The organism is Pseudidiomarina sp. CB1, from assembly GCF_024752025.1.
Classification (GTDB): Bacteria; Pseudomonadota; Gammaproteobacteria; order Enterobacterales; family Alteromonadaceae; genus Pseudidiomarina.
The window spans coordinates 1-21,651 of sequence record NZ_JANTPU010000004.1; the positions used below are offsets into that span (position 1 = coordinate 1).

Genomic DNA, 21,651 nt, shown 5'->3' on the forward strand with positions numbered 1-21,651 from the left:
TTTTCTCTGCCTGAATCCGGTAAGTGCCCACACAGTTTGCTTGGCTTGATATATTGTTAAAGAGCGTTTCGCTCGGGCCTTTCGGAACTCTCGAGCGGGATGCGTATTTTACGCTTTCCCTTGTCAGCGTCAAGATCATTTTTGATCTTTTTTTGCAGGCGCTACGCGCCGCTGACCGTTATCCCCTTTGGCTTTGCCCTCGGTGACAACGGCGGCGAATTATAAGGATCATTTGCCTTGGTGCAAGATCTTTTTGCGAAATAAATACTGACTGCTTTTTTTTTGAACAGATTGAACGATCTTTGTCTGTTTATTGTCTATAAACACTGCTAATGTTCTGTAAAGCGTTTCTAAAAACAATAACAACATAACGAATCACTAAGGGTGTGCAATCGATGAAATCAAATACAGCACTTACAATAGCGCTGGCTGTTGCCTTCGGTGTAGCCTTACCAAGTGCTGCACAAGCTATTACCATAAGTGACGAAATAGGTTACATAGATAGCAATAGCTACCAGCTCACAGAAGATAACAAACGCCTAGTTAATACCTATTTACGCATGTTTCGTTATTACACCAAGCGAAACTTCTCGGCCACTCGTACCGTACGCGTCCTCTTAAGTAATTACCCAGAACATGTCGAACCTATTCTTCACGCGGCGTTTGAACGCTACCCGAAAAGCTACGAGCAAATAATCAAAGCAGCTATCGACGCTGAACCTGGTTTCACAAAAGACATCATGGCAGTAGCTATGCACACCCAGGTCGCCAAACCTGCGGAACTCGTACGTATTGCGGTCGAAGCCGAGCCCGCTTACGCCGACGAGATCGTAGTTGAAGCCAGCCGAGTAGATCCTGCGAATGTTGAAGAGCTCGTACGTGTAGCCGTGAAGGTTGAACCTGAAATGGCAGACAGTATCATGCAGTCAGCTAGCGCATCACAACCGGACAAAGTTGAGGGAATTGTACATGCTACCTTAAGTGTGTTGCCGGCAATCGGTGACTACCTTGCCAGCTCCCTATCTGACTTAATCGACTTGATCGCTAGTGATGATGCCGAACCCTCGGCTAATGAGGTCACCTCACGAAAAGAGGCGCTATCGGTACTTAAAGGCGCATATCGCGCTGGTATGAGCTACCAGGAAATAGAGGCGATTGCCAATGCACATGGAATTGATGAAGAAGAGATAGCAACTGTTATGGAATCAAAAGATAGCGGCTCATAATCGTTAACTCTCAAAAGAACAAACAAAAAAGCCGCTCATTTGAGCGGCTTTTTTAATTCTCGTGAGAGAATTTTACTCTTCTACTGCAACTTCTTCAGCTTCAGTAGCTTCAACTTCTGGACGGTCAACTAGCTCAACATAAGCCATTGGCGCGTTATCACCAGCGCGGAAACCACACTTCATAATACGAGTGTAACCACCAGCACGTTCTTGATAACGTGGACCAAGTTCGTTGAACAACTTACCAACCACTTCTTTGTCGCGAGTGCGAGCAAACGCCAAACGGCGGTTAGCTACGCTATCTTGCTTCGATAAAGTGATAAGCGGTTCGATCACACGACGAAGTTCTTTGGCTTTAGGAAGTGTTGTTTTAATCACTTCGTGACGCACAAGTGAGCTTGCCATGTTGCTGAACATCGCTTTGCGATGGCTGCTGTTGCGGTTGAGTTGACGACCACTCTTACGATGGCGCATACCTATACCCTTCTCAGTAATTCTCTGTAAAAGATGGTTTAGTCGCGATCAACAAGACTTGCTGGCGGCCAGTTTTCTAGGCGCATACCTAGAGACAAACCACGTGAGGCAAGTACGTCTTTGATCTCGGTCAGCGATTTCTTACCAAGGTTAGGAGTCTTCAATAACTCAACCTCAGTGCGCTGTACTAAATCACCAATGTACTGAATAGCTTCTGCTTTCAAACAGTTCGCAGAACGCACAGTTAATTCCAAATCGTCTACCGGACGTAACAGAATCGGATCGAATTCTGGTTTTTCTTCTTTCTCTTCCGGCTCGCTCATGTCACGCAATTCAACAAATGCTTCTAGCTGTTCAGCTAAAATAGTTGCTGCGCGGCGAATCGCTTCCTCTGGATCCAGAGTGCCATTCGTTTCCATGTCGATAACCAGTTTGTCCAAGTCAGTACGCTGTTCAACACGAGCTGAATCAACGTTGTACGCAATGCGCTCAACTGGACTGAAAGAAGCGTCGACAAGTAGAAGCCCGATCGGACGCTCTTCATCGTCAGCGGACTGACGTGCCGAAGCTGGAACATAACCACGACCACGCTCAACTTTGATTGACATCTCAATCTCAGTATCACCTGTCAAAGTACAGATCAGGTGGTCTGGGTTAACAATTTCGACATCACCATCAGTGGTGATATCGCCAGCCTTGACAGGGCCCGCTCCAGATTTTTTCAAGGTCAGCGTAGCTTCATCTTTACCTTCCATGGTGACTGCTAAGCCTTTAAGGTTCAGCAGAATTTCGATGACATCTTCCTGAACACCCTCTTTACTGCTGTATTCGTGTTGAACGCCGTCGATTTTTACTTCAGTCACAGCCACACCTGGCATAGATGAAAGTAAAATACGGCGCAACGCGTTGCCCAGCGTGTGACCGAAGCCACGCTCAAGAGGCTCCAACGTCACTTTTGCGTGAGTCGGGCTGATTTGTTCAATGTCGACTAGCCTTGGTTTAAGGAATTCGGTAACAGAACCCTGCATTGTGTCCTCTCTTTATGCTTAAGCTTTACTTAGAGTAAAGCTCTACGATCAACTGTTCGTTAATTTCAGCAGACAAGTCTGAACGCTCTGGAAGACGCTTAAATTGACCTTCCATTTTGTTCGCGTCTACTTCTAACCACACTGGTTTTTCACGCTGATCAGCGAGATCCAATGCGGCGGCGATGCGCGCCTGCTTTTTCGCTTTTTCGCGAACGGACACAACATCTTCCGGACGAACTTTGAACGACGGAATGTTGACTACCTGGCCATTCACTACCACTGCTTTGTGGCTCACCAACTGACGTGCTTCAGCACGAGTTGATGCGAATCCCATGCGGTAAACGACGTTATCTAAACGTTGCTCAAGCAATTGCAGCAGGTTCTCACCAGTGTTGCCCTTAATACGGGCAGCTTCTTTGTAATAGTTACGGAATTGCTTTTCGAGTACGCCATACATACGACGAACTTTTTGCTTTTCACGTAACTGCAAACCGTAATCAGACAAACGGCCACGACGTGCGCCGTGCTGACCCGGTGCGCTTTCGAGTTTACATTTCGTATCGATCGCGCGTACGCCGCTCTTCAAGAACAAATCTGTTCCTTCGCGACGACTCAGTTTGAGTTTTGGACCCAAATATCTAGCCATGTTCTTTCTCCAACTATCGTATGGCGCCTATTAAACGCGACGTTTCTTAGGCGGACGACAACCGTTGTGAGGAATAGGCGTCACATCAGTAATGTTCGTGATGCGATAACCTACAGCGTTCAACGCGCGAATTGATGATTCGCGACCAGGACCTGGGCCCTTTACGAACACTTCTAGGTTTTTCAACCCATATTCCTTCGCCATTTCACCCGCGCGCTCAGCAGCAACCTGTGCAGCGAATGGTGTTGATTTACGTGAACCACGGAAACCAGAACCACCTGCAGTTGCCCATGCTAACGCGTTACCTTGACGGTCAGTGATGGTCACAATGGTGTTATTGAAAGATGCATGGATGTGAGCCATGCCATCAGCGACTTGCTTTTTAACGCGCTTACGAGTACGAGTTGGTTGTTTAGCCATTGCTCAACTCCTTACTTCTTAATTGGTTTACGCGGACCTTTACGGGTGCGCGCATTAGTTTTAGTGCGCTGTCCACGTAGAGGCAAGCCACGACGATGACGAAGGCCACGGAAACATCCGAGGTCCATCAAGCGTTTGATATTCATAGAAACTTCACGACGTAGGTCGCCTTCTACAGCGAATTTACCTACTGCTTCGCGAAGCAGATCTAGTTTTTCTTCTGACAAAGAGCCGATCGTAGTATCTTCCGCGATACCCACTGCAGCAAGAATGTGCTTTGAGCGGGTACGGCCGATACCGTAGATCGCAGTCAAGGCAATGACTGCATGCTTATTGTCAGGAACGTTAATGCCAGCGATACGGGCCACTAACACGTCTCCTATAGTTTATGGGTGACCGGATTTGAAAAGCCCGTTAGGATACTCAACCGGTCGCCAATTTGCAAATATATCAAAGCCGCAGCCAAGAAGTTTTTCTAGGCTGCGGGCTTCTTTCTCGAATTAACCTTGCCGTTGCTTGTGCTTAGGGTCACTGCAAATTACACGCACAACACCGTTGCGCTTGATAACTTTACAGTTACGGCAGATTTTCTTCACGGAAGCACGAACTTTCATTGCTACACTCCGTAATTATCCAACCTTAACGGCCGAAGCCTTTAAGATTAGCTTTTTTCAGGACCGAGTCATACTGATGCGACATCAGATGAGTCTGGACCTGCGCCATAAAATCCATGATAACTACAACGATAATCAGTAATGATGTACCGCCAAAGTAGAACTGAACGTTCCATGCAATCATCATGAACTCAGGAACCAAACAGACAAAGGTAATGTACAGCGCGCCCGCAAGCGTCAACCGGGTCATTACTTTATCGATGTAACGTGAGGTTTGTTCACCTGGACGAATACCAGGGATAAACGCTCCCGACTTCTTCAAGTTATCTGCTGTCTCGCGCGGATTGAAAACCAACGCGGTATAGAAGAAACAGAAGAAGATAATTGCCGCTGCATAAAGCATCACATACAAAGGCTGACCTGGTGACAATGTCAACGACAGCTCTTGTAAGAAGTTAGCCACCATGCCCTCGCCTTGGCCGAACCAAGTTGCGATAGTGCTTGGGAACAAAATAATGCTCGAGGCAAAAATTGGCGGAATTACACCAGCCATATTAACTTTCAATGGCAAGTGTGTACTTTGCGCCGCAAAGACTTTACGACCTTGCTGACGTTTCGCGTAGTTTACCACAATTCGGCGCTGACCGCGCTCCACAAAAACTACGAAATACGTCACGGCGAAAACAATTACACCAATCAGCAATAACAACAATAAATGTAAGTCACCTTGACGTGCTTGCTCAGCCGTTTGCCCAATGGCAGACGGTAGGCCCGCAACAATACCGGTGAAAATAAGAATAGAGATACCGTTACCAATCCCACGTTCAGTGATCTGTTCACCAAGCCACATCAGGAACATTGTTCCCGTGACTAAGCTCACAACCGCTGTAAAGTAGAATCCGAAACCGGGATCAATAACGAGTCCTGGCATCAGACTTGGTAAGCCAGTGGCAATACCAATTGACTGGAATGTTGCGAGTACCAAGGTACCCCAACGCGTGTATTGGCTAATCTTACGACGACCTGCTTCACCTTCTTTCTTAAGCTCAGCCAAACGTGGATGAACCACCGAGGCTAACTGCATAATAATCGATGCGGTGATGTACGGCATGATACCCAAAGCGAATACCGATGCACGTTCAAGTGCACCACCGCTGAACATGTTAAACATGGCAACGATGGTGTCTTTTTGCTGGTCAAATAATTGCGCCAATACAGCGGCATCAATACCAGGAATAGGCACAAAGGAGCCCGCACGGAACACGATCAACGCGCCGAGTACAAACAGCAGACGTCGTTTTAGTTCCGAGGTGCCGCCTTGAGCTCTGTTAGATTCCAATCCTGGTTTAGCCATTTGCTCTATCCTTCGATTTTGCCGCCAGCGGCTTCAATAGCTTCGCGGGCGCCTTTGGTGACCTTGATGCCTTGCACTGTAACAGCACGATTGATTTCGCCTGACTTGATTACTTTAACGAACAGAATGTCGTTACGAATCAAACCAGCTTCTTTCAAGCTCGCCATGTTAACAGTATCACCAGCAACTTTCGCTACTTCAGCAAGATTTACTTCTGCAGTCACGAATGACTTACGTGAAGTAAAACCAAACTTCGGCAAGCGACGTTGGATTGGCATTTGGCCGCCTTCAAAACCTGGCTTCACAGAACCGCCTGAGCGAGACTTTTGACCTTTATGGCCACGTCCACCAGTTTTTCCTAAGCCTGAGCCAATACCACGTCCAAGACGTTTTTTGCTGGTTTTAGCACCAGGTGCAGGGGAGAGTGAGTTCAAGAACATCGTATTAGTCCTCCACCTTTACCATGTAAGTGACTTGGTTCACCATGCCGCGGACGGCTGGAGTATCTTCCAGCTCGACCGTGTGACCAATGCGGCGTAGACCAAGACCACGTAGAGTAGCTTTGTGCTTCGGTAAACGACCGATGCTGCTACGCGTCTGTGTTACTTTGATTGTCTTATTCGCCATTGTTCACTACCCCAAAATGTCTTCAACGCGCAATCCACGCTTAGCCGCCACTTGATCTGGCGACTTCATGTTGTGAAGTGCCTTGATAGTTGCACGTACAACGTTGATTGGGTTGGTTGAACCATATGCTTTTGACAGCACGTTGTGCACGCCTGCGACTTCAAGTACTGCACGCATCGCACCACCGGCGATGATACCTGTACCTTCAGAGGCTGGCTGCATGAATACCTGTGAACCTGAGTGACGGCCTTTTACAGGATGTTGCAAAGTGTCGCCTTTCAGCTGCACGGTTACCATGTTGCGACGCGCTTTTTCCATTGCTTTTTGAATAGCAGCTGGAACTTCGCGAGCTTTACCGTAACCGAAACCCACTTTACCCTGACCATCACCAACCACAGTGAGTGCAGTGAAGCTAAAGATACGACCACCTTTAACTACTTTTGCTACACGGTTTACTGTGATTAGCTTTTCTTGCAGGTCACTTTGTTGAGCTTCTACATTTGCATTTGCCATGTTCGTCTCCTAGAACTGAAGTCCAGCTTCACGAGCTGCGTCAGCTAAAGCTGCAACGCGACCGTGATAACGGAAACCACTGCGATCGAAAGCAACATCTTTAATGCCTTTCTCAATCGCCCGTTCAGCGATCAGCTTACCAACTGTTTTAGCTGCATCGACGTTACCGGTTGCTTTAACCGCGTCTTTGACAGCCTTTTCAACTGTTGAAGCTGAAGCTAGTACTTCAGAACCGTTCGGTGCAATGAGCTGTGCGTAAATATGCCGTGGTGTACGGTGAACGACCAGGCGGTTTGCACCCAACTCAAGCATTTTCTTACGTGCGCGAGTTGCGCGGCGTAAGCGAGCTGTTTTCTTGTCCATCGTCTTACCTTACTTTTTCTTGGCTTCTTTACGGCGCACTTGCTCATCGGCATAACGTACACCCTTACCTTTGTAAGGTTCAGGCTTACGGTACGCGCGAATGTTAGCGGCAACTTGGCCAACTAACTGCTTGTCTACACCTTTAACGACTACTTCAGTTTGTGTTGGGACTTCGATAGTAATTCCCTGAGGGATATCGAACTCAACAGGATGAGAGAAGCCTAAAGTTAAGTTGAGTTTAGAACCGGCAGTATTTGCACGGTAACCAACACCAACTAACTGCAGCTTACGCTCATAACCTTGCGCAACACCAACCACCATGTTTTGTAGTAACGCGCGTGCTGTACCCGCTTGAGCAGTTGCATTTGCAACGCCTTCACGAGGGACTGTACGCAATACGTTGTCTTCTTGTACAAGTTCGACAGCGTCGTTAACTACACGGCTCAATGAGCCTTTGGCACCTTTAATTGTCACTTCCTGGCCATTTAGCGTAACTTCAACGCCAGCAGGAATGGCAATAGGTGCTTTAGCAACTCGTGACATTTCCTAACTCCTCGTTACGCTACGTAACCGATAACTTCACCGCCAAGACCCGCTTTGCGAGCGGCGCGGTCGGTCATCAGGCCTTTAGAAGTTGAGACGACAGCCACACCTAAACCACCCATAACTTTAGGTAGTTCGTTGCGTTTCTTATAGATACGCAGACCAGGGCGACTTACGCGCTCAATTGATTCGATAACAGGCTTGCCTTCAAAGTATTTCAACGTTACTTCTAGTTCAGCTTTCACTTCACCAGATACGCTGAAATCCGCGATATAACCTTCTTCTTTCAGAACTTGGGCAATAGCCACTTTCTGTTTTGAAGCAGGCATGCGCACGGCGACTTTGTTAGCACCCTGAGCGTTGCGGATGCGAGTGAACATATCCGCAATTGGATCTTGCATGCTCATATTTGCTTTCTCCCGTGACTCGTGGCTTACCAGCTAGCTTTTTTCAAGCCAGGAATTTCACCGCGCATCGCTTTCTCACGAACTTTGATTCGGCTCATACCGAATTTACGTAAGAAACCGTGAGGGCGGCCTGTAACGCGGCAGCGATTACGCTGACGGCTAGGGCTTGAATCACGCGGGAGACTTTGCAATTTCAGCACGGCTTCCCAACGCTCTTCATCCGAAGTATTCGGATCGCTGATCACAGCTTTAAGTGCGATGCGTTTCTCTGCGTATTTGGCTGCAAGCTTTTGACGCTTGAGCTCACGCATTTTCATTGCTTCTTTAGCCATAACTCTACACCTTACTTCTTGAACGGGAAGTTAAAGGCAGCGAGCAAAGCGCGAGCTTCGTCATCAGTGCCTGCAGTAGTTGTGATAGTGATATCCAAACCACGAACCCGATCAACTTTATCAAAGTCGATTTCAGGGAAAATGATTTGCTCACGCACACCCATACTATAATTTCCACGTCCGTCGAATGATTTAGGGTTCAAACCACGGAAGTCACGAACACGAGGAATTGCAATAGAGATTAAACGCTCTAAGAAATCCCACATACGCTCGCCACGCAGAGTCACTTTACAGCCAATTGGGTAGCCTTCACGGATTTTGAAGCCAGCGACAGATTTACGAGCAACGGTACGAACTGGGCGTTGACCAGAAATAGCTTCTAGGTCAGCCACTGCGTTGTCGAGAATCTTTTTGTCAGCCAGAGCTTCACCAACACCCATGTTAAGGGTGATTTTCTCAATCCGAGGGACTTGCATGACGCTGTTGTAGCTGAACTGTTTAACCAGCTCAGGAACTACTGATTCTTTGTAAAAATCATGCAGTTTCGCCATCGTAAAACTCCAAATTAAAAATTAAATGATTGCGTTGTTCGACTTGAAGAAACGAACTTTTTTGCCGTCTTCAAGTTTGAAACCAACACGATCTGCTTTACCAGTCTCTGGGTTATAAACCGCTACGTTAGAAACGTCGATTGAAGCTTCTTGCTCAATCACACCGCCAGCAACGCCAAGAGCCGGGTTCGGCTTCTGGTGTTTCTTCACGATGTTTACGCCTTCAACGAAAACACGATTTTTAGCGGTGTCGACTTTCAGCACTTTACCACGCTTGCCTTTGTCTTTACCTGCCAGGACTACTACTTCGTCATCACGTTTGATTTTTGCCGCCATAACTGACTCCTTACAGTACTTCTGGTGCCAGAGAAACAATCTTCATAAATTGCTCTGAGCGCAATTCACGAGTCACTGGTCCAAAGATACGAGTGCCAATTGGCTGTTGGTTGTTATTCAACAATACAGCCGCGTTGCGGTCAAAACGGATGACTGACCCGTCTTGACGACGGACGCCTTTTCTGGTGCGAACGACCACCGCATTAACTACATCACCTTTCTTCACTTTGCCGCGAGGAATCGCTTCTTTAACAGAAACTTTGATGATGTCGCCAATGTTTGCGTACCGGCGGTGCGAGCCACCCAGAACCTTAATACATTGTACGCTGCGTGCGCCCGAGTTATCGGCCACTTCCAGTGTAGTTTGCATTTGGATCATTGCAGTGCTCCGCTTGATTAATTAAACAGACCCTCTCGGGTCGCTGTCCGTCCTTTTATTCTTACTTTTCGTCCGTTGCCGTTGGAAAAGAGAATAAAAGACTTCCCCTTATAAAAAGGGCGGCGAATTGTAACAGATAAAATTTTTAGATGATAGTGCTAGGGATGATTTTCTTAGAGGAAGTTTCGCAGCGGTTTTTGCGTTAACAATTCGAGCCAACCACGAACGCCGACATAGTATCAATTCAACCTCGCGATTACCAGTTAATCACTGTACTTATTTATGAGTTTCAATAGTAAGGTGGAAGGGCTCAACACCACGCTAGCTGCGACCGAAGCAGTTGGCAAGCGACTGATCGAAGTGGTAAATTCAACCTTATAAGATGTTAAGTCGAACGCTTAAATGACGAAGTCGAGCCCTAGTGAGGACAAATGAACTTAGCTGCAATAGTATTTTTGCCCTTTATCGGCGCAATCCTTCCCCTGCTTTTAGGCGGACGTTCACGTTTATATAGCACTTTGGCGGCGGCTGGGGTGACCAGCTTCAGCCTAGCCTTACTGATTTACGCCGCGCCACCTGCGCTAAATGGCACCGTGCCCCACTATTTACTCGAATGGCTCCCCGATTTAGGGCTTCACATCGCGTTTCGATTAGATGGGCTTGCGTTATTGTTTGCCGGCCTTATTTTAGGTATCGGCCTATTAGTCATCATCTACGCGCACTATTACTTGAGTGCGAAAGACAGTGCACCGCGGTTCTTTGCCTGTCTACTGCTGTTTATGGGCTCAATGCTGGGTATAGTTACCGCCGATAACCTTATTCTCATGTGGTTCTTCTGGGAATTGACCAGCATTTCATCATTTTTATTGATTGGTTATTGGTTTCATCAAAGTACCGCACGACGCGGCGCAAGAATGGCTTTGGCGATTACCGGTGCAGGCGGCCTGGCTCTCTTAGCAGGCTTGTTACTGATTGGGAACATTGCCGGCAGCTACCAAGTCGATGCGGTTCTCAATGCCGCCGAGGCAATCAAAAACCACGACCTTTATCTCACTGCCTTAATCTTGGTATTGATCGGGGCATTCACTAAATCAGCGCAATTTCCATTCCAGTTCTGGCTGCCTCACGCGATGGCAGCACCGACACCGGTAAGTGCTTACTTACACTCGGCGACGATGGTGAAGGCTGGTATTTTTTTAATGGCACGTCTGACGCCAGCATTAGGTGGTACGCCTGAGTGGACCACCATTGTCACCCTCACGGGCTTAGCAACTTTACTTTTCGGCGCTTATTTTGCCTTACTTAAAACCGACTTAAAGGGCCTACTCGCATTCTCAACCATTAGCCACCTGGGTTTGATCACAATGCTGTTGGGATTGGGCAGTGCAGGCGCAATAGCTGCTGCGCTTTTTCACATTCTCAACCATGCCACTTTTAAAGCTGGTCTGTTCATGATTGCAGGTATCATCGACCATGAAACAGGCTCACGCGATATGCGCAAACTGAGTGGGTTGCGCAAGGCAATGCCCTTCACCATGATACTTGCGGTAATTACTTCAGCAGCGATGGCGGGGATTCCGCTGTTCAATGGTTTCTTATCCAAAGAAATGTTCTTTGCCGAAGCCTACAATCAGCACCTATTTGGCGGCTTGTCGTGGTTTGTGCCAGTGCTCGCAACGCTCGGCGCTATGTTATCAGTAGCCTATTCGGTGCGTTTCGTACATGACGTATTCTTCCAAGAACCAGCGACCGACTTGCCGAAAAAACCGCATGAACCGCCGCTAATGATGCGTATGCCGGTGATCTTCTTTGCCATCCTATGTATTGCCGTTGGCATAGCACCAATGCTGCTCACAGCCAACATCTTGGAGAGTGCTGTGCTCGCTGTGAACGGCACCGTCCCTACTTTAGATATTGCCATTTGGCATGGCTTTAACATGCCGTTGCTCATGAGTGCCCTAGCTCTCGCGGGCGGGATTGCGATTTATGTCGGCCGTGCCGAACTACTTACATTTAGTCGCCAATTTGACCCTCACGATGCCAAAGATGTGTTTGCCAAAATCGTCAGCAACACCACACGTTTTTGTGATGAACTTATGCAACAAGTGGAAAATGGTTCATTACAACGTTACGTTGCTTTTTTGCTGGTGTTTACCTTGGTCGTCGTGATCCCCGAACTTGCCGATATCCTGCAGTTAACGGGGAGTCGGCCGCAGCTACCGATTGACGCTGTGAGTTTGGTCGGTGCTGTTTTGCTGATGTTAGCGGCCATTTCTACAGCTATGTTACATCGCCAACGCCTCACATCACTGATGATGCTTTCAGTAGTTGGCCTTATCGTTTCACTGAGCTTTATTCACTTTTCGGCGCCAGATTTAGCGATGACACAGTTGGTCGTCGAAGTTGTCAGCATCATCTTAATGATTTTGGCATTGTTCTTCATGCCGCAGCGAATTCCGCGCGCATCGAGCGGCCGGCGCGTGGCACGTGATGTATTATTGGCGGGCAGTATCGGCGGCATTGTGGGAACCCTTAATTACGCCCTTATGACACGCCCATTCAACAGTATTTCTGACTTCTTCCTTGCCAACTCGGTACCGGGTGGCGGTGGTACGAACGTGGTCAACGTTATCTTGGTCGATTTCCGTGGGTTCGATACGCTAGGCGAAATTACCGTACTTGCCATTGCCGCCGCCGGTATTCATAAATTACTTAATAATTTACGCCCGTTTATGCCTTCAAGTGACGTCGATGGTCGCCCTTGGCACCGCGTGAAGCATCCATTACTGGTGCAAACTGTGTCGCAAGCGCTACTACCATTAGCACTAATGGTGTCTGTTTACATCTTCTTACGCGGTCATAACCTACCTGGCGGCGGCTTCATTGCTGGCCTTGTTACGGCCGCTGCAATGATCTTGCAATACATAGCCAATGGCGTCGATTGGGTTAAATCGCGCTTTGATTACAACTATCAAACACTGACGGCTGTCGGCGTGATGATCGCATTATTCACAGGGATTGGGAGCTGGCTCTTCGACCACAACTTCCTAACGTCAAGTTTTACTCATGTACATTGGCCATTCATCGGCGAGTTTGAGTTAGCTACGGCGATTTTGTTTGACTTAGGCGTGTACCTAACCGTCATCGGAGCAACGCTCATGATTCTTGCCAACTTTGGTCAAATGACCACGCGTCACCGCCCACGTCAGGAGGGTTATTAATGGAAACGTTGTACGCCATAACCGTAGGAACATTAACTGCCTGTAGCGTGTTTTTAATTTTACGCGGACGGTCTTTTCCGATCGTCATTGGCTTAACCATGCTGTCGTATGCCGTAAATTTATTTCTATTCTCAACAGGCCGCTTGATTGTTAATGAGCTGCCCATCGTTGGGGCGAGCGAAAATACCACTGACCCATTACCTCAGGCGTTAGTGTTAACCGCGATTGTTATCGGCTTCGCCATGACGGCCTACTCCATCATCTTGGCTGTGCGTGTTCGTGGTGAAATTGGTTCAGATGAAGTCAATGATTATAACTACGCGGAACAGGATGGGCAGCGGTAATGCTAACTAAACATTTAATTACACTGCCTATTATCATCCCCATGCTGGCGGCACTACTACAGCTTTTGCCGTGGGGTGAACGCGCGCAGCACTATCGCCGCATCATTGGCATTGTGGCCTCGTCATTAACACTTGTTGTGGCGATCATGCTGGTGATCACCGTCCACACGGAAATCGTGGTGTATGCGCTTGGCAGTTGGCAAGCGCCCTTTGGGATTGTTTTGGTTGCAGATAAGCTATCAGCATTGATGGTTCTGCTGACTGCAGTGCTCGCACTCCCAGTGCTGATTTATGCATGCCACGGAGAAGACAACCTCGGCTCTCATTTCCAAGCACTATTCCAATTTCAAGTGTTAGGAATCATGGGGGCTTTTCTTACTGGGGACTTATTTAACTTATTTGTTTTCTTTGAAATCCTACTCATTTCGAGTTATGCCCTACTTATGCACGGCGGCGGTAAAGCAAAATTACGTGCCACCTTGCACTATGTCGTGCTCAACCTCACCGGTTCAGCGCTCTTTCTTATCAGTCTCGGCGTACTCTACGGGATTACCGGGACACTTAATATGGCTGACATGGCCGGCAAAGTTGCGCTACTCCAAGGCGACGATGCTGCAATTGCGCGCGCCGGTGGCATGATTTTATTCATCGTATTTGCACTTAAGTCAGCCCTATTGCCTTTGTATTTTTGGCTCCCACAAGCCTATGCAAATACTACCGGAACCGTTGCCGCACTCTTTGCCATCATGACCAAGGTCGGCATTTACGCCATCGTTCGTGTCTTCACTCTGATTTTTGGCGCTGATGCCGGTGAAGTCGCATTCTTGGGCTACGGCTGGTTATGGTGGTTAGGCTTATTGACGATTTTAATTGGCGCATTAGGGGTACTCGGCAGCCGTGATATTCGCCAAGTGGTGGCCTACTTAGTCCTCGTTTCAGTCGGGACGATGCTCACCACACTTAGCCTGGGGCACAACGATGCGATAAGTGCCTTGCTGTTTTATCTCGTGCACTCGACGCTCGTAACAGGCGCCCTCTTTTTACTTGTCGACATGATCGCAGAACAACGTGGCAAAACCGCGTCGCGCATCGTCAAAGGGCGTAAAATGGCGCAGCACCAATTATTGGGCGGTTTATTCTTCCTCGCCGCTATTACGGTAATTGGAATCCCGCCGCTCTCTGGTTTTATCAGTAAGTTATTCATCCTTGAGGCAGCCCGTACAGGTGCTCAAGTGGCATGGCTGTGGCCATTGATTCTAGGTGCAACTTTTCTCATGATGATTGCATTGTCGCGCGCTGGCAGCCGTATGTTTTGGCACACCCTTGAGGGTAAGCCGAACGATGTAAGCCACCCCTATTGGCAGCACATGGCTGTTGTATTATTGCTCCTCGGTGCGGTGGCATTGACTGTTTTTGCTCAAACTTTTTCTGGTTTCACCTCTGCTATCGCGGAACAATTAGCGAACCCACAAGGTTACATCTCACATGTACTCGATGGAGGCCAGCATGAGTAAGCTTGTTCCAGCTCCCTGGTGGAGCTTGTTTTTATTAGCGTTCTGGTTGCTATTGCAGAACAAAGTATCCGTCGGTGCAACCTTGCTCGGACTGGTGCTGGCAATCATCATTCCGTTGTATACATTGCGGGCTCGTGATTATCGAACAACCCTGCACCACCCATTACTCGGCGTGCAATACTTTTTTATCTTGTTAGGCGATATCATCGTGTCGAATTTCAATATTGCGGCAATTATCTTGAGGCCTCGAAAAAGTATTAAACCGGCGCTGATTGAATTCCCATTAGCGATTAGTGGTTCTGTGCCAATTACCATTTTAGCCAGCACCATAAGTTTAACGCCAGGAACCATTTCAGCCGAGCTTGGGCGTGACGGTCGCAGTATTCTCATACATGCGCTAAACGTCGACGACCCAGAAGCCACAATTCAACAAATTAAACAGCGCTATGAACGTCGTCTAAAGGAGATATTCCAATGCTAGTTTATGCTCTACAAGTGGCATTCGGCTTATTTAGCTTGGCACTTTTGATGAATATCATTCGCTTGATTCGCGGGCCAAGTTTGCCGGATCGAATCTTAACGCTGGATACCATTTATATAAATTCCTTGGCGCTTTTGATCTTGCTAGGCATTTGGCACGATACCGCATTTTATTTTGAGGCGGCCTTGTTGATTGCCATGCTTGGATTCATCGGCACCATCGCTGCTGCGAAGTTTTTGCTGCGCGGCGACTTAATCGAATAGGAGTGACACCATGACAGAGTTACCAGTGTGGGCCGATTGGGTCATCTCATTTTTTATCATTCTGGGTGCTAGCTTTGCCTTTATCGGCTCATTAGGGTTGCTAAGGCTGCCTGATTTCATGGCACGTTTACATGCACCAACTAAAAATACAACATTGGGCGTCGGCGGCGTGATTATTGGCTCTATTCTGTATTTTTCCACGACCGACGGGCTCAGCTTGCACGAATTGCTTATCGCAGTTTTTCTGTTTCTTACCGCACCTATTAGTGCTCACTTGTTGGCCAAAGCGGGGCTACACCTTGAATTAGAGCTTTCAGAAAACACCCGTGATTTTCGTACCAAGCCCGAACAATACAGCGATAAAGACGACTAGTTATAGCACGGCCCGTCAACTGTTAAGCACGGGCCAAGTTGCGCATCTAAAGCAATCATAGAGTCGATTAAACTGCGTAGTTCCACCCCGGCTAGGGTTGCGTTTTCTACGTTGAGTTTATTGGTCGTCAACACGTCCATCTGGCCCGCAGCCAGATAGCCCGTACCGCTCACCTGGCCAACAGCAGCACCAAAGTGTTCCGCAGCTAAGTCCACAATACCTACTATGTCGCGCCCAGCCAAATCGATATCGGCTTCCATTACACTTGCAGCGGGCTGACTCCGGCGAATAAGAGTAGTGGTGAATGCCCACTGCTCACTCGCACGCACGGCAAAGACTAAGTCGCCCGTTTGCTCCGCTGTCACCATAGGAGAGTAGCCTTCAAGGTAAACTTGGAACACCTCTTCTGGTAAATTAGCAATCCGTAGCTCAAATTCCCCTGGCGCCACTAAAGTCCCGCTGTACGTCACGCTGTCACCATTGCTGAGTCGATGCTCGGGCCATTCAAGCTCATAGAACGCGAGCAACTCGCTAAAGTGACTCAGAGGTTGGTCGTGCTGCAACATGAAAGCAGCCAAAGCGCGGTGCCAAAAAAGTAGCTCCGCCTCTAGTGTTTGTTGCTGCTTGAGGCGCCGCTCATGTTCTGAAAGATTGAAACTAAAACGCCAAGTTAAACTAAAAAGGCCTAACAACAAAACGACAATCGGTAACACAAAGCCATGACTTTGCTGGCGTATGAACATGTCAATACACCTCCTCTGCGTGCACCCGTTGCAGTTGCAAAAGAGCTTTGAGCAAGCCTTCATACTGCTTGGTTAGCGCCGTAGATGAGCTCTTATTAATCTGATAGCTTCGCCCGGTTAATAGCAGCTCTGTAGCTAGACGAAGATGTGAAGCCGCAGCGTTAAACCAAACCTCTGAACGCTCCGGATACTGAGAAGTGCACTCTTGAAAGCGTTTCAGTGCTGCTTGATACGCGTGTTGGCGATAGTGAATTGCGCCTAAATAACACGGCGCTTGCGGATCAAGATGTGGCGCAGCGGCAAGGCGTTGTAAAATTCCTTCCGCAAGGTGATAGTCACCTTCTGCATAGGCGCGCATAGCAACTTCTCGCGAAGAGTCTTGGCCTGCAACAATACTCGGTGACGGCGAGTTGTTAGTCGCTACGCATGCAGCCATGAACAAGCAGGCGAGTACCATGGCCAGTAGTTCAGAGAACCTCTTCATGATTCACCTCCCGCTCTTCAAAAATGACACGGCGGCCACACCAAGCCTCAAGTGGGTATGGGTAACCAGCTTCGCACTCGATAATCGAATGCACTCCCTGAAGTTTTAGCATCACACCCGGTTGTACATTGCGTCGTATCGCAGTGATGCGTTGATTTTTGTCCAGCCCGACAATATCGATGGCAAATAACATTCCCCAGCTATGAACTGCAGAACAACTCGGAAACCAATAGGCGTGCCCCCTAGGCAAGCCTCTCTTGGTCAGCAATCCAAGTAACCGTTGGGGAAAACTGGTCAAGACATGAACTTCGTGCCATAGGCAAAATTGTTCGGGACTCATCAGCAAACGTCCATATTTCATCATGCATCTTCCTTATGCAGCATCAAGACTGGAAATAACCTATAAAAATAGGCCCTAGAATAATTAGAAAGGTTACTGGGAAAAAGCATGTCACTAGAGGTAGTAAAAGCTTAACCCCGACTTCTTGGGCAAATTTTTCCGCCGCTAACTGCTGCTCGCTACGTGCCTGCTCAGCTTGCAACATTAACGTGTTTGTTAATGCCGAGCCGCTTAATCGCGCCTGAAGTACTGCTGCGGCAAACGATGTGAAGGCAGGGCTAGGCAAACGTGCTTTCATCGCCGCAAAAGCGGCTTCCATGGAGACACCTGCGTGCAGTTGCTGTTGCAATTGCCGCAGTTGTCGAACTGCAACAGAGGTGCTTGGGAGTTGTGCGAGTGCATGGAGGGCTGCCGCAAACGACAAGCCCGATCGCATTAACATCGCCAGCATATCTAAACAGTTTGGCCATTGTTTTTCGAAACGGCGTACCAGTAGGCGACGTTTTGCACGCCGCTGCACAACATTGAGCACAATAAGTCCGCCTACCCCCCAGCCGACCCAAGGCGGAAGGGGTAAAAGCATACTCAGCACGAGCGCGATCAACATCGCGCTTTGCTCCATCACAAAAAATGCTGTTTCACCCGCTGCGCCTGCATGCTCCGCAGCTTTATCAATTTGTCGTCGCAACCGCGGTGGTATCCGCTGAAGAACTACCGTGGTATAGCTGTGTAAACGCGGTAACAATTGTTGCGCTAGACTATTCAAAAAAACAAAAACCAACACGCCAATCCCGCAAAATAAGAGACCGAGCAGCCATTTAGTCGGCAACATAAAACTGTCCCAAAATACGTCGCGTTAAGAAGTAGCCAGCCGCCATCAAACAAACACACACGACGACGACAATCTGGCCTGCCGAGGTCGTAAGCAATAGAGTGGTGGCGTCTTGGTGTACCGTTTTAAGCGCAAAGAAAAGGCCTAACGGCAGAAAGAACATGACTCGTCCTTGCAGGCGCGCTTGTGCCGATAAACTTAAGATCCGTTGCTGCGCATAATGTTGTTGCTGAATCGCTTCGGCCATACGAGAAAGTACGTCAGCTTGTTGCCCACCATGGCGCACACTCGTAACAATGATAAATCCGAAAAATTGCACAATCGAGGTCGCCGCACGACGTTGAAAGTCAGCAAATGCACTCTCTAAGGTCTCACCGGTTCGCTGCCTTTGGACGATAAGAGATAGTTCGGTCGCTAATGGTGCAGAAACCTGCTGTGCCGTTAAAGCTAATGCGGATGCCAAGCCCATACCGGCATGCAGACTATTTGCCAGTAACCGCAGTGCCTCTGGGAGCTGTTGTTCAATCTGTGCCGTACGCTTTTGGTGTAAAACATTTCTCAAAAGCGGCAAAGCACCAACTGACACAACCATTGTCAGCATCATCGAACGCCAGTCATGGGTAAGTAGCAGGGTTATTAACGCAATCAATGAAGTAAGCAACAGCACTCCATACCAAAACTGCCGCATCGGCAAAAATATGAGAAATACAGCTAAGGAGGCTTCAGCGTGCTGTTCAATTTGCTGGCGAGCATCGCGATAAATTGCTATCCCTCCCCAAGTCGCTAAACCAAGAGCAAGTAGTGCCGTCGCGGTGACAAAGAGAACAACCAACCATTCATCAACACGCATGATCTGTTATCCATTCAGAACGAATTCCCGAGGCTTGTAAGCCCCCATCTCGCCGCTCAAAAAGCGGGCTTACTTGGTACGCTGAAGATTCGATACCAACAACTTCACTAATCGCGTTCACTACCCTTTGACCATTGGAGCCCCGCGTGACTTGAACAATCACCTCGACGGCGCTGGCTATTTGTTGCCTAATGGCCAACAACGGAAGATCAAAGCCGGCTAGCATCACCATTACCTCCAAGCGTTGTAGCCCTTCACGTGGGCTATTCGCATGTAAGGTTGTTAGCGAGCCCTCATGTCCAGTATTCATGGCCTGCAACATGTCAAGCGCCTCGGCACCGCGACACTCACCGACAATGATCCGATCGGGGCGCATGCGCAGCGCATTGATGAGCAAATCGCGAATACTCACCAGACCACTCCCTTCGGCATTTGCAGGGCGCGCCTCGAGAGCGATCAGGTTGGCGTGGTTAAGTTGCAATTCGGCAGCGTCCTCAATGGTAATCAAGCGTTGCTCTGCAGGGATCTCACTGGCTAATAAGTTGAGAAAAGTCGTCTTCCCAGTACCGGTGCCACCGATGATGAGAATATTTTTCCGTTGTGCGATGACGTTCTTCAGGTAATCGGTTGCTGAACTTGATAGTGCTCCTGAAGCTTCAAGGTCGGCAAACGTTAAAGCCTTCCGTGAGAACTTGCGAATAGTGAGACACGCACCACGTAATGCTAATGGAGCGATCACCGCATTGACCCTTGAGCCGTCGGGTAACCTTGCATCGACCATCGGCTGAGCACTATCAATGCGTCGGCCTAGTGGCAGCACCATGCGCTCGATAACCTGCAGTAACTCCGCTTCACTTTGAAAACGTACATCGGACGCTTCTAGGTGCCCACGACGCTCAATGAATATGCCCGCGTAATGATTCACCATGATCTCGCTGATCGAATCGTCAGCTAATAACCCACTAAGCGGACCAAACCCCATGCATGCTTCTATCACGTCATTAACCAAATGCTGATGTTCATGGGTTGGCTGTTCAGCACCGTGCTGCTTTATATAAGCTGATAGAAAATCAAAAGCATAGCCCCTTAAACTATCCGTGCTGGCAAACTCACGCTGTAGCGTGACGCGCTGTATTTGCAAGCGTAGCGCCTCGATAAGCTGGTTTTTCTCAATCATCGCGTGTTCTCCCCCTCGCCCATAAAGGGTTCTATTAGACCGACACAACCAACGGCGTTTTGAAAGCGCTCGCGTTTAGTAGCAAACTCGGCAAGACTAGCTTGCTCTTCACTTACAAGTTTGGCTAAACGCGGCGTTACCATTACGATCAGATCCGTTTCTGCTGCACGAAACTGGGTCGACGAAAAAAGTGCGCCCAAAATAGGCAACTTATGCAGTTCGGGAAACCGATCGGCCTGTTGTGCTTGCTCATGTTGGATTAGACCTGATAACACCAGTGTCTCACCCAACGGTAAGGTCAGTGTCGACGATACGCGACGGCTTAAAAGGCCAGGTACACCGTTGACTGCTGTCGCCGGATCGATCGAACTTAGCTCGGCAACGAGTGTGGCACTTACCTGTTGGTCAGCTAACAGCTTAGGGGCAATTTCGAGCTGTATGCCGTAAGGTCGAAAACTGACATCTTGCATACTCTGGGCGACCACTTGCGGCACCGGAAACTCTCCCCCAACTAGGAAGTCTGCTTTACCTCCACTCACTGCGGTGAGTGTTGGGTTGGCAAGCAGTCGCGCACGCCCCTCACGTTCCATGATATCCAGTGTGGTTTGCGCGCTTAACGGCAGGTGAAGCCAATTCCCCATATCTTGAAGCAACGGGCCGTTGACGTGCCCAGGCCAACGAACACCAATGTGCCGCGCAAATGAGCGTTTGACTTCGGCAATGCGCACTTCGAGCACTAACATCGGTTCGGGAGCTGGCGGAAGCCATTCAATTTGTGACGCAAGACGAGGAAAACGCGCCAACAAATCGTTGATATCTGCTTTCACTTGCGCGGGGAGCTGGCCTGATAATCGAATGAGTTCGTCAGTACCATCACTAATCTGTAATTGCGGAAAGCGCCGTTGCAATGTCGCTAGCGTAAGTTTTAGATGCTTATCTGGCGCTCGCTTAACAATAAATGTGAACCTTTGCTGAAGTTGACCGGCTTTAAACGTCAACGCTTCTGCTTTACCCGGTTGATGTCCAGTAATCACCACTGCACCACTCGGCAATTGTTGGTAGCCTAAAACCTCGGGCGAAGTAATGACGATCTCTTCAATCCCCGTCGGCGCGAGTATGTGCGATTCACCGACTTGGACGTGTATTTGTGTTGGTGCTGGTGTTGCACTTACCGCCCCAAGAAAAAGAAATGCCCCGATAACAGACATCATGATCA

Annotated in this window: 31 protein-coding genes; 7 read left to right on the top strand and 24 right to left on the bottom strand. The window is 48.6% G+C overall.

All coding sequences use genetic code 11. The features are described from left to right. Positions 1-395 precede the first annotated feature (395 nt). Positions 396-1,226, top strand: a complete 831-nt coding sequence (locus NV375_RS12275; RefSeq protein WP_258808474.1) for a hypothetical protein — start codon at positions 396-398, stop codon at positions 1,224-1,226. A 72-nt stretch (positions 1,227-1,298) separates the two neighbouring features. On the opposite strand, the gene rplQ is transcribed toward NV375_RS12275, so the two are convergent. The 17 genes from rplQ to rplN all read right to left on the bottom strand — a co-directional run bounded on the left by rplQ (position 1,299) and on the right by rplN (position 9,813). Beyond that, positions 1,299-1,700 (bottom strand): 50S ribosomal protein L17, encoded by a 402-nt coding sequence (gene rplQ / locus NV375_RS12280; RefSeq protein ID WP_126774084.1) that lies wholly within the window; start codon positions 1,698-1,700, stop codon positions 1,299-1,301. 38 nt (positions 1,701-1,738) lie between these two features. Beyond that, a complete protein-coding gene (locus NV375_RS12285; RefSeq protein WP_126774086.1) occupies positions 1,739-2,728 on the bottom strand; it encodes a DNA-directed RNA polymerase subunit alpha in 990 nt (329 codons plus the stop codon). A 25-nt stretch (positions 2,729-2,753) separates the two neighbouring features. Next, the gene (gene rpsD / locus NV375_RS12290) at positions 2,754-3,374 is read right to left on the bottom strand and encodes a 30S ribosomal protein S4 (protein WP_126774088.1); all 621 of its coding nucleotides are present in this window, start codon (positions 3,372-3,374) and stop codon (positions 2,754-2,756) included. 30 nt (positions 3,375-3,404) lie between these two features. Then, positions 3,405-3,794 carry a 30S ribosomal protein S11 gene (gene rpsK, locus NV375_RS12295; RefSeq protein ID WP_034734070.1) on the bottom strand — a complete coding sequence of 130 codons (390 nt, stop codon included), beginning with the start codon at positions 3,792-3,794 and terminating at the stop codon, positions 3,405-3,407. An 11-nt stretch (positions 3,795-3,805) separates the two neighbouring features. After that, the gene (rpsM, locus tag NV375_RS12300; protein ID WP_126774090.1) at positions 3,806-4,162 is read right to left on the bottom strand and encodes a 30S ribosomal protein S13; all 357 of its coding nucleotides are present in this window, start codon (positions 4,160-4,162) and stop codon (positions 3,806-3,808) included. Positions 4,163-4,294: 132 nt separating this feature from the next. Continuing rightward, positions 4,295-4,408, bottom strand: coding sequence for a 50S ribosomal protein L36 (gene rpmJ / locus NV375_RS12305; protein WP_055439830.1), 114 nt, complete (start codon positions 4,406-4,408; stop codon positions 4,295-4,297). 25 nt (positions 4,409-4,433) lie between these two features. Continuing rightward, complete coding sequence (gene secY / locus NV375_RS12310; protein WP_126774092.1) at positions 4,434-5,762, bottom strand: preprotein translocase subunit SecY; 1,329 nt, start codon at positions 5,760-5,762, stop codon at positions 4,434-4,436. Positions 5,763-5,767: 5 nt separating this feature from the next. Further along, complete coding sequence (gene rplO / locus NV375_RS12315) at positions 5,768-6,202, bottom strand: 50S ribosomal protein L15 (protein WP_126774094.1); 435 nt, start codon at positions 6,200-6,202, stop codon at positions 5,768-5,770. A gap of 4 nt (positions 6,203-6,206) precedes the next feature. Beyond that, positions 6,207-6,389, bottom strand: coding sequence for a 50S ribosomal protein L30 (gene rpmD, locus NV375_RS12320; RefSeq protein WP_126755500.1), 183 nt, complete (start codon positions 6,387-6,389; stop codon positions 6,207-6,209). Positions 6,390-6,395: 6 nt separating this feature from the next. Next, entirely contained in the window at positions 6,396-6,902 is a 507-nt protein-coding gene (gene rpsE / locus NV375_RS12325; protein ID WP_126755499.1) for a 30S ribosomal protein S5, read from the bottom strand. Positions 6,903-6,911: 9 nt separating this feature from the next. Continuing rightward, positions 6,912-7,265 (bottom strand): 50S ribosomal protein L18, encoded by a 354-nt coding sequence (gene rplR / locus NV375_RS12330; protein WP_126774096.1) that lies wholly within the window; start codon positions 7,263-7,265, stop codon positions 6,912-6,914. A gap of 9 nt (positions 7,266-7,274) precedes the next feature. Then, entirely contained in the window at positions 7,275-7,808 is a 534-nt protein-coding gene (gene rplF, locus NV375_RS12335) for a 50S ribosomal protein L6 (protein WP_258808475.1), read from the bottom strand. Positions 7,809-7,822: 14 nt separating this feature from the next. Next, on the bottom strand, positions 7,823-8,215 hold the full coding sequence (gene rpsH, locus NV375_RS12340; protein ID WP_034734085.1) for a 30S ribosomal protein S8: 393 nt from the start codon (positions 8,213-8,215) through the stop codon (positions 7,823-7,825). 26 nt (positions 8,216-8,241) lie between these two features. After that, positions 8,242-8,547 (bottom strand): 30S ribosomal protein S14, encoded by a 306-nt coding sequence (gene rpsN, locus NV375_RS12345; protein ID WP_126774100.1) that lies wholly within the window; start codon positions 8,545-8,547, stop codon positions 8,242-8,244. A gap of 11 nt (positions 8,548-8,558) precedes the next feature. Then, positions 8,559-9,098: a 50S ribosomal protein L5 gene (gene rplE / locus NV375_RS12350; protein ID WP_126774102.1), complete on the bottom strand. Its 540-nt coding sequence runs from the start codon at positions 9,096-9,098 to the stop codon at positions 8,559-8,561. 21 nt (positions 9,099-9,119) lie between these two features. After that, positions 9,120-9,434 carry a 50S ribosomal protein L24 gene (gene rplX, locus NV375_RS12355; protein WP_126764557.1) on the bottom strand — a complete coding sequence of 105 codons (315 nt, stop codon included), beginning with the start codon at positions 9,432-9,434 and terminating at the stop codon, positions 9,120-9,122. Between the two features lie 10 nt (positions 9,435-9,444). Further along, positions 9,445-9,813 (bottom strand): 50S ribosomal protein L14, encoded by a 369-nt coding sequence (gene rplN, locus NV375_RS12360; RefSeq protein ID WP_026861019.1) that lies wholly within the window; start codon positions 9,811-9,813, stop codon positions 9,445-9,447. Between the two features lie 431 nt (positions 9,814-10,244). Between rplN and NV375_RS12365 the strand changes: the two genes are divergently transcribed. From NV375_RS12365 to NV375_RS12390, 6 genes are read left to right on the top strand one after another with little or no spacing between them, the layout of a single operon-like run. Then, a complete protein-coding gene (locus tag NV375_RS12365; protein WP_258808476.1) occupies positions 10,245-13,034 on the top strand; it encodes a monovalent cation/H+ antiporter subunit A in 2,790 nt (929 codons plus the stop codon). Next, positions 13,034-13,378: a Na+/H+ antiporter subunit C gene (locus NV375_RS12370; protein WP_258241179.1), complete on the top strand. Its 345-nt coding sequence runs from the start codon at positions 13,034-13,036 to the stop codon at positions 13,376-13,378. Before NV375_RS12365 ends, NV375_RS12370 begins: the two co-directional genes overlap by 1 nt. Then, positions 13,378-14,892 (top strand): monovalent cation/H+ antiporter subunit D, encoded by a 1,515-nt coding sequence (locus NV375_RS12375; RefSeq protein ID WP_258808477.1) that lies wholly within the window; start codon positions 13,378-13,380, stop codon positions 14,890-14,892. The genes NV375_RS12370 and NV375_RS12375 overlap by 1 nt, the downstream gene beginning before the upstream one ends. After that, positions 14,885-15,373, top strand: a complete 489-nt coding sequence (locus tag NV375_RS12380) for a Na+/H+ antiporter subunit E (RefSeq protein WP_258808478.1) — start codon at positions 14,885-14,887, stop codon at positions 15,371-15,373. The genes NV375_RS12375 and NV375_RS12380 overlap by 8 nt, the downstream gene beginning before the upstream one ends. Beyond that, entirely contained in the window at positions 15,367-15,636 is a 270-nt protein-coding gene (locus tag NV375_RS12385; RefSeq protein ID WP_126774112.1) for a K+/H+ antiporter subunit F, read from the top strand. The genes NV375_RS12380 and NV375_RS12385 overlap by 7 nt, the downstream gene beginning before the upstream one ends. Positions 15,637-15,646: 10 nt before the next feature. Continuing rightward, entirely contained in the window at positions 15,647-16,009 is a 363-nt protein-coding gene (locus NV375_RS12390; protein ID WP_258808479.1) for a Na+/H+ antiporter subunit G, read from the top strand. Here the strand turns inward: NV375_RS12390 and NV375_RS12395 are convergent. The 7 genes from NV375_RS12395 to NV375_RS12425 are packed head-to-tail and all read right to left on the bottom strand — an operon-like array spanning position 16,006 to position 21,646. Next, on the bottom strand, positions 16,006-16,752 hold the full coding sequence (locus NV375_RS12395; RefSeq protein WP_258808480.1) for a hypothetical protein: 747 nt from the start codon (positions 16,750-16,752) through the stop codon (positions 16,006-16,008). The two genes, NV375_RS12390 and NV375_RS12395, sit on opposite strands and share 4 nt — an antisense overlap. A 1-nt stretch (position 16,753) precedes the next feature. Next, positions 16,754-17,236, bottom strand: coding sequence for a hypothetical protein (locus NV375_RS12400; RefSeq protein WP_258808481.1), 483 nt, complete (start codon positions 17,234-17,236; stop codon positions 16,754-16,756). Further along, positions 17,220-17,600, bottom strand: a complete 381-nt coding sequence (locus NV375_RS12405; RefSeq protein WP_126774119.1) for a DUF192 domain-containing protein — start codon at positions 17,598-17,600, stop codon at positions 17,220-17,222. Before NV375_RS12405 ends, NV375_RS12400 begins: the two co-directional genes overlap by 17 nt. Positions 17,601-17,619: 19 nt before the next feature. Further along, positions 17,620-18,408 carry a type II secretion system F family protein gene (locus tag NV375_RS12410; RefSeq protein ID WP_258808482.1) on the bottom strand — a complete coding sequence of 263 codons (789 nt, stop codon included), beginning with the start codon at positions 18,406-18,408 and terminating at the stop codon, positions 17,620-17,622. After that, complete coding sequence (locus tag NV375_RS12415) at positions 18,395-19,258, bottom strand: type II secretion system F family protein (RefSeq protein ID WP_258808483.1); 864 nt, start codon at positions 19,256-19,258, stop codon at positions 18,395-18,397. The genes NV375_RS12410 and NV375_RS12415 overlap by 14 nt, the downstream gene beginning before the upstream one ends. After that, positions 19,248-20,435, bottom strand: a complete 1,188-nt coding sequence (locus NV375_RS12420; protein WP_258808484.1) for a CpaF family protein — start codon at positions 20,433-20,435, stop codon at positions 19,248-19,250. Before NV375_RS12420 ends, NV375_RS12415 begins: the two co-directional genes overlap by 11 nt. Then, complete coding sequence (locus NV375_RS12425; RefSeq protein ID WP_258808485.1) at positions 20,432-21,646, bottom strand: type II and III secretion system protein family protein; 1,215 nt, start codon at positions 21,644-21,646, stop codon at positions 20,432-20,434. The genes NV375_RS12420 and NV375_RS12425 overlap by 4 nt, the downstream gene beginning before the upstream one ends. Positions 21,647-21,651: the final 5 nt, after the last annotated feature.

Excerpts from the sequence above, each read along its gene's own strand:
- NV375_RS12375 (WP_258808477.1), top strand. The coding sequence starts at position 13,378 with ATGCTAACTAAACATTTAATTACACTGCCTATTATCATCCCCATGCTG.
- rpsE (WP_126755499.1), bottom strand. The coding sequence starts at position 6,902 with ATGGCAAATGCAAATGTAGAAGCTCAACAAAGTGACCTGCAAGAAAAG.
- rplN (WP_026861019.1), bottom strand. The coding sequence starts at position 9,813 with ATGATCCAAATGCAAACTACACTGGAAGTGGCCGATAACTCGGGCGCA.
- NV375_RS12285 (WP_126774086.1), bottom strand. The coding sequence starts at position 2,728 with ATGCAGGGTTCTGTTACCGAATTCCTTAAACCAAGGCTAGTCGACATT.
- NV375_RS12405 (WP_126774119.1), bottom strand. The coding sequence starts at position 17,600 with ATGATGAAATATGGACGTTTGCTGATGAGTCCCGAACAATTTTGCCTA.
- rplR (WP_126774096.1), bottom strand. The coding sequence starts at position 7,265 with ATGGACAAGAAAACAGCTCGCTTACGCCGCGCAACTCGCGCACGTAAG.
- rplQ (WP_126774084.1), bottom strand. The coding sequence starts at position 1,700 with ATGCGCCATCGTAAGAGTGGTCGTCAACTCAACCGCAACAGCAGCCAT.
- NV375_RS12420 (WP_258808484.1), bottom strand. The coding sequence starts at position 20,435 with ATGATTGAGAAAAACCAGCTTATCGAGGCGCTACGCTTGCAAATACAG.
- NV375_RS12275 (WP_258808474.1), top strand. The coding sequence starts at position 396 with ATGAAATCAAATACAGCACTTACAATAGCGCTGGCTGTTGCCTTCGGT.
- rplF (WP_258808475.1), bottom strand. The coding sequence starts at position 7,808 with ATGTCACGAGTTGCTAAAGCACCTATTGCCATTCCTGCTGGCGTTGAA.
- rplE (WP_126774102.1), bottom strand. The coding sequence starts at position 9,098 with ATGGCGAAACTGCATGATTTTTACAAAGAATCAGTAGTTCCTGAGCTG.
- secY (WP_126774092.1), bottom strand. The coding sequence starts at position 5,762 with ATGGCTAAACCAGGATTGGAATCTAACAGAGCTCAAGGCGGCACCTCG.
- NV375_RS12370 (WP_258241179.1), top strand. The coding sequence starts at position 13,034 with ATGGAAACGTTGTACGCCATAACCGTAGGAACATTAACTGCCTGTAGC.
- NV375_RS12365 (WP_258808476.1), top strand. The coding sequence starts at position 10,245 with ATGAACTTAGCTGCAATAGTATTTTTGCCCTTTATCGGCGCAATCCTT.
- rpsN (WP_126774100.1), bottom strand. The coding sequence starts at position 8,547 with ATGGCTAAAGAAGCAATGAAAATGCGTGAGCTCAAGCGTCAAAAGCTT.
- rplO (WP_126774094.1), bottom strand. The coding sequence starts at position 6,202 with ATGTTCTTGAACTCACTCTCCCCTGCACCTGGTGCTAAAACCAGCAAA.
- NV375_RS12425 (WP_258808485.1), bottom strand. The coding sequence starts at position 21,646 with ATGATGTCTGTTATCGGGGCATTTCTTTTTCTTGGGGCGGTAAGTGCA.
- NV375_RS12390 (WP_258808479.1), top strand. The coding sequence starts at position 15,647 with ATGACAGAGTTACCAGTGTGGGCCGATTGGGTCATCTCATTTTTTATC.
- NV375_RS12380 (WP_258808478.1), top strand. The coding sequence starts at position 14,885 with ATGAGTAAGCTTGTTCCAGCTCCCTGGTGGAGCTTGTTTTTATTAGCG.
- rpmD (WP_126755500.1), bottom strand. The coding sequence starts at position 6,389 with ATGGCGAATAAGACAATCAAAGTAACACAGACGCGTAGCAGCATCGGT.
- rpsK (WP_034734070.1), bottom strand. The coding sequence starts at position 3,794 with ATGGCTAAACAACCAACTCGTACTCGTAAGCGCGTTAAAAAGCAAGTC.
- rplX (WP_126764557.1), bottom strand. The coding sequence starts at position 9,434 with ATGGCGGCAAAAATCAAACGTGATGACGAAGTAGTAGTCCTGGCAGGT.
- NV375_RS12400 (WP_258808481.1), bottom strand. The coding sequence starts at position 17,236 with ATGAAGAGGTTCTCTGAACTACTGGCCATGGTACTCGCCTGCTTGTTC.
- NV375_RS12415 (WP_258808483.1), bottom strand. The coding sequence starts at position 19,258 with ATGCGTGTTGATGAATGGTTGGTTGTTCTCTTTGTCACCGCGACGGCA.
- NV375_RS12385 (WP_126774112.1), top strand. The coding sequence starts at position 15,367 with ATGCTAGTTTATGCTCTACAAGTGGCATTCGGCTTATTTAGCTTGGCA.
- rpsD (WP_126774088.1), bottom strand. The coding sequence starts at position 3,374 with ATGGCTAGATATTTGGGTCCAAAACTCAAACTGAGTCGTCGCGAAGGA.
- NV375_RS12410 (WP_258808482.1), bottom strand. The coding sequence starts at position 18,408 with ATGTTGCCGACTAAATGGCTGCTCGGTCTCTTATTTTGCGGGATTGGC.
- rpsH (WP_034734085.1), bottom strand. The coding sequence starts at position 8,215 with ATGAGCATGCAAGATCCAATTGCGGATATGTTCACTCGCATCCGCAAC.
- rpmJ (WP_055439830.1), bottom strand. The coding sequence starts at position 4,408 with ATGAAAGTTCGTGCTTCCGTGAAGAAAATCTGCCGTAACTGTAAAGTT.
- NV375_RS12395 (WP_258808480.1), bottom strand. The coding sequence starts at position 16,752 with ATGTTCATACGCCAGCAAAGTCATGGCTTTGTGTTACCGATTGTCGTT.